Raw genomic sequence first — 7,150 nt, forward strand, 5'->3', positions numbered from 1 at the left:
CACCAAGCAGACCGCGAACCGGTCAAGTGTCCGCGATGTCATGAGACTTCTTCTGTCCGCGATGTCCTGAGCCTTCACAGTGCGCCATGGCGCACTCTCAGGCACACGCCGCGGGAAGGGGGTGGCTCAGGCGAGGGTGCCGAAGTAGACGGTCGACCGCTGCCGGATGATCTTGCGCCTCAGCACGATCCGACGGGTTCCATCGGGGGAGAGCTGGAGCCGGTCGAGCTCCCATCCGCCGTGCTCCGCCCGCTCCACGAGCATCCGGGTCACGGCGCTGCGGGTGAAGTCGCGCGGGATGACGAGCCGCTCGAACTGCCACTCCACGCCCGGTCGCAGGGGCCGCTCGGTGACACGAGTTCCCACGGTCACTCTCCGGAGACGTCGTCGAGGGCGGCGACGATCGCGTCGGGCAGGGTCAGGTCCTCGGTGGCGAGCGCCGCCTTGAGCTGGACGGCGGTCCGGGCGCCCAGGATCGGGGCGGTGACCTGCGGTCGGTCGCGCAACCAGACCAGGGCGACCTGCATCGGCGTCCAGTCCAGCCCATCCGCTGCGCGGGCGACTGCCTCGACGACCGCCCGACCGTGCTCGTCCAGGTAACGCTCGACGGCCGCTGACAGCCGTCCGGCCCCGCGGGAGTCGGCCGGGGTGCCGGACCGGTACTTGCCGGTGAGGACGCCGCCCGCCAGCGGCGAGTAGGCGAGGACTCCGAGGCCGGTGGCGGCCGCGGCCGGGAGCACCTCCCGCTCGACCTCGCGGTTCAGGAGGGAGTACTCCTCCTGTGTGGACGCAAGCGGGACGCGGGTCGGGACTGCGCGCTGCCAGGTGGCGGCTTGGGCGAGCTGCCAGCCGGCGTAGTTGGAGACGCCGACGTAGCGGGCGCGTCCCGAGGACACAGCTTGGTCGAGGGCGGCCATGGTCTCCTCGACTGGCGCAGTGTTCGACCACACGTGCACCTGCCACAGGTCGACGTGGTCGGTGTCCAGCCGGCGCAGCGAGGTGTCGAGGTTCTGGAGCAGGGTCCGGCGCGATGCGTCCCGGATCGGACGGTCGCCATCGGTCCGGAAGCCGCCCTTGGTGGCCAGCACCACCTGGTCACGGCGTACGACATCGTCGAGCAGTCGCCCGAGCAGCTCCTCGGAGGCGCCGCGGGCGTACGCCAGGGCGGTGTCGACCAGCGTCCCACCTGCGTCGACGAACGTGGCCAGCTGGTCGCGAGCCTCGTGCTCGTCGACCTCGAGGCCCCACATGGCCGTTCCCAGGCCGAGCCGAGAGACCTTCAGGCCGGTGTCCCCGACGGCGCGTTGCTGCATGGCGAGCAGGCTATCCGTAGGGTTGCCCCCCGTGTTGGATCTCCTCAAGGCTGTCGTGCTCGGCATCATTCAGGGCCTCACGGAGTTCCTGCCGATCTCCAGCAGCGCGCACCTGCGGATCTTCCCCGAGCTCTTCGGGTGGGGTGACCCGGGCGCCGCGTTCACAGCCGTCATCCAGATCGGCACCGAGCTGGCGGTGCTCATCTACTTCCGCAAGGACATCTGGCGGATCGGGTCGACCTGGCTGCGCTCCCTGGTCCGGCCGGAGTACCGCGGGCACCTCGACTCACGGATGGGCTGGTTCATCATCATCGGCTCGCTCCCGATCGTCGTCCTGGGGGTGATCTTCAAGGACACGATCGAGGACGACTTCCGCAACCTCTGGATCATCGGAACCACCCTGATCGTGCTCGGCTTGATCCTCGGCATCGCCGACCGCGTCAGCTCTGACGACAGGAAGATCAAGGACCTCACCCTGCGGCACGCGATCTTCATGGGCGCGGCTCAGGCGTGCGCGCTGATCCCGGGCGTGTCCCGCTCGGGAGCCACGATCTCGATGGGGCGCTTCCTCGGCTATGAGCGGGAGGCGGCCACGCGGTACGCGTTCCTGCTCGCCATCCCAGCGGTGATCGGTGCCGGGCTCTTCGAGCTCCGCGAGATCCCGCACGGCGAGAACGCCTACGGCTGGGGACCGACGATCGTGGCGACCGCGGTCTCCTTCCTCGTCGGGTACGCCGCGATCGCCTGGCTGCTCCGGTACGTGACGACCCACTCGTACACGCCGTTCGTCATCTACCGGATAGCGCTCGGGGGCGCCACGCTGATCCTGCTGTCAACCGGCGTGCTCACCCCCTGAGGTCGAGTCGCGCGTTTGCGGCACTCGAGTGGCGCGGTTGCGGCACGGGGATGCCGCTCGTCCGCGACGCGACGGCCGCACATCCGCGACTCGACTGCCGCGCGTCCACGACTCAACGTCGGCGTCAGAGCCACCCGGACTTCTTGAAGAACCACAGCAGCCCGGCCGACGTGCCGACCATCAGCAGCAGCGCCCACAGGTAGCCGAACTGCCAGTGCAGCTCGGGCATGTGGTCGAAGTTCATGCCGTAGACGCCGGCGATCAGGGTCGGCACCACGATCAGCGCCGCTCCGGCCGAGATCTTCCGCATGTCCTCGTTCTGCTGCAACGAGATCCGCGCCAGGTGCGCGTCGAACGCGGTGGACAGCAGACCGTCGAGCTCGTCGACCGTCTCCGAGGTCCGGCTCAGGTGATCGGTCACGTCGCGGAAGTAGGGCGCCGCGTCCCGGTCGATGCCGTGCACCGTCCCGTTGGCGAACCGGCCGAGCGGGTCGCGCAGCGGGTGCACCGCCCGGCGCATCTCCGACAGCTCTCGCTTGAGCACGTAGATCCGGGGGGAGTCGTTGGTCCGGTCCTCGGAGAACACCGACAGCTCGACCTCGTCGACGTCTTCGACGAGCGCTGCCGCCACCTGCTCGTAGCCGTCGACCACCTGGTCGCACACGGCGTACACGACCGCCGACGGCCCGTGCGCGAGCACCGCCTGCCTGGCCTCGAGGTCGACCCGGGCCTGGCGCAACGCGCCACCCTCGCCGTGCCGGACGCTGATCACGAAGTCGGGTCCGACGAAGAGACAGATCTCGCCGGTCTCGACCGCGTCCTCGGCGTCCACGTACCAGAGCGTCTTGAGGACCAGGAACAGCGTCTCGTCGTAACGCTCGAGCTTGGGTCGCTGGTGCGCGGAGACGGCGTCCTCCACCGCGAGCGGGTGAAGGTCGAACGCGGCGGCCACCTCCTCGAGCTCGTCGGAGGTCGGGGCGTGCATCCCCACCCAGACGAACTCGCCGGCTCCGCAGCGCGCCCGCATGGCAGCGAGGTCGGCGGTCTCGACGTCGAGCGGCACCCGCGTGCCTGCGCGGTACACCGCGCTGTCGACGATCACGTCCCGAGGTTAGCGCCAGTACAGTCCGCGACATGGCAACGCTCGTGCTGGTCCGTCACGCTCGTTCCACGGCCAACGTCAGCGGCACCCTGACCGGACGACTGCCGGGCGTCCGCCTCGACGACACCGGCCGCGAGCAGGCGACCACGGTCGGGCAGCGGTTGGCGCCGGTCCCGTTGACGGCGATCCTCACGAGCCCGCTCGAGCGATGCCGCGAGACCGCGAAGGCGATCGCTGCGGCCCAGGCCTCACCACCCCGCGTGATCGCTGAGCGTGGGCTGCTCGAGTGTGACTACGGGGAGTGGCAGGGCCGCAAGCTGAGCCAGCTGGCACGGCTCAAGCTCTGGAAATCGGTGCAGCGCCACCCGTCCGGCGTGACGTTCCCGGGGGGTGAGGCGATGGCCGACATGTCGGCCCGGGCCGTCTCTGCCGTACGACGGCACGACGCCCGGGTCGAGGACGCAGGCGGTCCCGGCGCGGTGTGGGCGGCGGTGACACACGGCGACCTGGTCAAGGCGATCCTGGCCGACGCGCTGGGCCTGCACCTCGACCAGTTCCAGCGGATCCATGTCGACCCTGCGTCGGTGTCGGTGATCCGGTACACGCCGGACGCCGCGTACGTCCTGCAGTCGAACACCCACGCTGGTGACCTGTCGTGGCTCGCTCCACGCGGCAAGCGAGGGGCGCCGCGAAGCGGCGTGGTCGGGGGCGGAGCGGGCCCGGGCCGCGTCTAGATCGCTCATCTAGGGTGGAGAACGTGCCGATCGTCCATTCCTTCGACCCGCCCGACCGGTTCGTCGCGGGCACCGTCGGCGAGCCCGGCGACCGCACCTTCTTCCTCCAGGCCAAAGAGGGCGGCCGGGTGGTCAGTGTCGCCCTGGAGAAGCAGCAGGTCGTGGCCCTGGCCGAGCGGATGGACCAGCTGCTCGACGAGCTGATGCGCGCTGACACCCGCGGCGTCGTACCAGCGGTGCCGCCGGTGTCGTTGGAGGACTCGGAGCCGCTCGAGCAGCCGATCGTGGAGGAGTTCCGGGCCGGCACCATGACGCTGTCGTGGGACCCCGACGACGAGCGGGTCGTGGTCGAGGTGTTCCCGTACACCGAGGCGGCGGTGGTCACACCTGACCAGGTCGACGAGGACCTCGAGGAGCCCGAGCCCGAGGAGCTGCTGGTGGTTCGACTTCCGGCAGCGGCGGCCCGCTCGTTCGTGCAACGCGCCGAGCTGGTGGTCGAGGCCGGGCGGCCCTCCTGCCCGTTCTGCGGTGGCCCCGTGGACCCGGACGGCCATCTGTGCGTACGGGCCAACGGGTTCAAGCGCCGCGATCCGTGAGCGTCACGGACGGAGAGCTGACGCTCCACGGCCGGATCATGCCCGCGTCGAACGCCACGTTCGTCGGTGAGGTGGACGGCGTCACCGTCGTCTACAAGCCGATCCGTGGCGAACGGCCGCTCTGGGACTTCCCCGACGGCACCCTGGCGCACCGGGAGGTGGCGGCGTACCTCGTCTCGGAGGCCCTCGGGTGGGACCTCGTGCCGTACACGTTCCTGCGGGAGGGCCCGCACGGCCGCGGGATGGTGCAGCTGTGGCACGAGCCTGACGAGGCGCAGGCGGCGGTGACGATCGTCCCGGAGGGCGCGGTGCCCCCCGGCTTCCTGCACGTCTTCGACGGGATGGACCAGCACGACGAGCCGATCTCGCTGGTGCACGAGGACACGCCTGCGCTGCGCCGGATGGCGGTCTTCGACGTGGTCGTCAACAACGCCGACCGCAAGGGTGGGCACGTGCTCGAGATGGTGGACGGCCATCGGTACGCCGTGGACCACGGAGTCACCTTCCACACCGACCCCAAGCTGCGCACGGTTCTGTGGGGATGGGCGGGGGAGCCACTCGGCGATGACGAGAAGGCCGGCCTCGAGCGGTTGCGCGTGGCGCTGGCCGGCGAGCTCGCCGACCTCCTGGAGGACCACCTCACCGGGTTCGAGATCGAGCGGGCCACCGCGCGGTGCGCCCGGCTGCTGCGTGAGGCGCGGTTCCCGCTGCCCCGCGGCGACTGGCCCTCGATCCCCTGGCCACCCTTCTAGCGGGCACGGTTACCCTTCTCGCCATGCACGCGTGGACCGCACCGGAGGTGCCCGGGCTGCCCGTCGCCGGGCCATCTGTGCAGGTGCACGACACCGCGACGGGCGGCCTGGTGACCGTCGCCCCGCACGACGGTCCGGCGCGCATGTACGTCTGTGGCATCACGCCGTACGACGCGACCCACCTCGGCCACGCCGCCACCTACATCGCGTTCGACCTGCTCAACCGGGCGTGGCGGGCGGCGGGACACGACGTCGCCTACGTGCAGAACGTCACCGACGTGGACGACCCGCTCCTCGAGCGCGCGACGAAGGTCGGCGTCGACTGGGTCGCACTGGCCGAGCGCGAGACCGAGCTGTTCCGGCAGGACATGGCCGCGCTGCGCGTCATCCCGCCCGACCACTTCGTCGGCGCGGTCGAGTCGATCTCGCTGGTGGTCGACCTGGTCCAACGGCTCGACGCGGCGGGCTCGGTCTACCGGGTCGACGACGACCTCTACTTCTCGGTGACCGCGGACGACGCGTTCGGCGAGATCTCCGGATGGGACCGCGACCAGATGCTGGCGGTCTTCGGCGATCGTGGTGGCGACCCCGAGCGTCCCGGCAAGAAGGACCCGCTCGACTGCGTCCTGTGGCGGGCCGAGCGACCGGGTGAGCCCGCCTGGGACAGCGCGCTCGGCCGGGGCAGACCCGGCTGGCACGTCGAGTGCACCGCGATCGCCCTCCAGTACCTCGGCTCCACGTTCGACGTGCAGGGCGGAGGCAGCGACCTGGTCTTCCCACACCACGAGATGTGCGCGTCGGAGGCGCAGGTGGCCGAGCCCGGGCACCGGTTCGCCCGCGCCTACGTGCACGCCGGCATGGTGGGGTACGACGGCGAGAAGATGTCGAAGTCGCGGGGCAACCTCGTGTTCGTGAGTGCTCTGCGCAACAGCGACATCGACCCGGCGGCGATCCGGTTGGCGCTGCTGCGCCACCACTACCGCGACGACTGGGAGTGGACCGACGCCGAGCTCTGGGCGGCGGTCGACACCCTTGCCGACTGGCGACGGGCCTTGGCGCTCGGCGCGGGCGCGCCCGCCGGTCCGGTGGTGAGCGCCGTACTGGAGGCGCTGGCCGACGACCTGGACGCGCCGACCGCGCTGGAAGCTGTCGACTCCTGGGTCGCCGCGACCTTGGGTCAGGACGGGCTCGCCGACACCAGTGACCCGGACGCTGCCACGACCGTCTACCGGCTGCTGGACGCGTCGCTGGGGCTGGCGCTGTAGGTGCGTCGTCCGTGCCTGGCTGCCGTTTGTGACCAAACGGAACCGGCAGGGGCGCAGGCGGGTCGGGGACGGCGATTGGGCAGATATCGGCGCGGTTCGCGGCGTGTCGTTGCCGTTTGTGTCCAAACGGCAGGCCGGCAAGCTCAGGGCGCCTGACGCGGCTGGTCAGGAATCATCTGGGCGATTCCGCTTCAGGTACCGCTCGAACTCACGCGCGATCGCCTCGCCCGTGGCCTCCGGCAGGTCGGTCGTGTCGCGCGTCTCCTCCAGCGCCCGGACGTAGTCGGCGACGTCCTCGTCCTCCTCGGCGAGCTCGTCGACACCGCGCTCCCACGCGCGGGCGTCCTCCGGCAGGTCGCCGAGCGGGATGCTCGTCTGCAGCAGGTCCTCGAGCTGGCCCAGCAGCGCCAGCGTCGCCTTGGGGCAGGGTGGCTGCGCGACGTAGTGGGGCACGGCTGCCCAGTACGACACGGAGGGGATGTCGAGCCGGCTGCACGCGTCCTGGAGGACGCCCACGATCCCCGTGGGGCCC

Annotated in this window: 9 protein-coding genes; 5 read left to right on the forward strand and 4 right to left on the reverse strand. The window is 70.7% G+C overall.

Features of this window, described 5'->3' with window-relative positions:
* Positions 1 to 126: 126 nt before the first annotated feature.
* Both VFZ39_RS08995 and VFZ39_RS09000 read right to left on the reverse strand, forming a co-directional pair.
* Positions 127 to 327, reverse strand: a complete 201-nt coding sequence (locus VFZ39_RS08995; RefSeq protein WP_414690278.1) for a DUF5703 family protein — start codon at positions 325 to 327, stop codon at positions 127 to 129.
* Between the two features lie 41 nt (positions 328 to 368).
* A complete protein-coding gene (locus VFZ39_RS09000) occupies positions 369 to 1,313 on the reverse strand; it encodes an aldo/keto reductase (RefSeq protein ID WP_330865400.1) in 945 nt (314 codons plus the stop codon).
* Between the two features lie 31 nt (positions 1,314 to 1,344).
* Between VFZ39_RS09000 and VFZ39_RS09005 the strand changes: the two genes are divergently transcribed.
* A complete protein-coding gene (locus VFZ39_RS09005) occupies positions 1,345 to 2,169 on the forward strand; it encodes an undecaprenyl-diphosphate phosphatase (protein ID WP_330865401.1) in 825 nt (274 codons plus the stop codon).
* A 124-nt stretch (positions 2,170 to 2,293) separates the two neighbouring features.
* Here the strand turns inward: VFZ39_RS09005 and corA are convergent, their stop codons facing one another.
* Positions 2,294 to 3,271, reverse strand: coding sequence for a magnesium/cobalt transporter CorA (gene corA, locus VFZ39_RS09010; protein WP_330865402.1), 978 nt, complete (start codon positions 3,269 to 3,271; stop codon positions 2,294 to 2,296).
* A gap of 32 nt (positions 3,272 to 3,303) precedes the next feature.
* Between corA and VFZ39_RS09015 the strand changes: the two genes are divergently transcribed.
* The 4 genes from VFZ39_RS09015 to mshC are packed head-to-tail and all read left to right on the forward strand — an operon-like array spanning position 3,304 to position 6,618.
* Positions 3,304 to 4,005, forward strand: coding sequence for an MSMEG_4193 family putative phosphomutase (locus VFZ39_RS09015; RefSeq protein ID WP_330865403.1), 702 nt, complete (start codon positions 3,304 to 3,306; stop codon positions 4,003 to 4,005).
* Between the two features lie 23 nt (positions 4,006 to 4,028).
* Positions 4,029 to 4,601: a DUF3090 family protein gene (locus VFZ39_RS09020; protein ID WP_330865404.1), complete on the forward strand. Its 573-nt coding sequence runs from the start codon at positions 4,029 to 4,031 to the stop codon at positions 4,599 to 4,601.
* Complete coding sequence (locus tag VFZ39_RS09025; protein ID WP_330865405.1) at positions 4,598 to 5,353, forward strand: SCO1664 family protein; 756 nt, start codon at positions 4,598 to 4,600, stop codon at positions 5,351 to 5,353. The genes VFZ39_RS09020 and VFZ39_RS09025 overlap by 4 nt, the downstream gene beginning before the upstream one ends.
* 23 nt (positions 5,354 to 5,376) lie before the next feature.
* Complete coding sequence (gene mshC / locus VFZ39_RS09030; protein ID WP_330865406.1) at positions 5,377 to 6,618, forward strand: cysteine--1-D-myo-inosityl 2-amino-2-deoxy-alpha-D-glucopyranoside ligase; 1,242 nt, start codon at positions 5,377 to 5,379, stop codon at positions 6,616 to 6,618.
* A gap of 165 nt (positions 6,619 to 6,783) precedes the next feature.
* On the opposite strand, the gene VFZ39_RS09035 is transcribed toward mshC, so the two are convergent.
* On the reverse strand, positions 6,784 to 7,150 hold a 367-nt coding region (locus tag VFZ39_RS09035; protein ID WP_330865407.1), incomplete at its 5' end, for a PAC2 family protein.

It is taken from the genome of Nocardioides sp. (genome assembly GCF_036374615.1).
Classification (GTDB): Bacteria; Actinomycetota; Actinomycetes; order Propionibacteriales; family Nocardioidaceae; genus Nocardioides.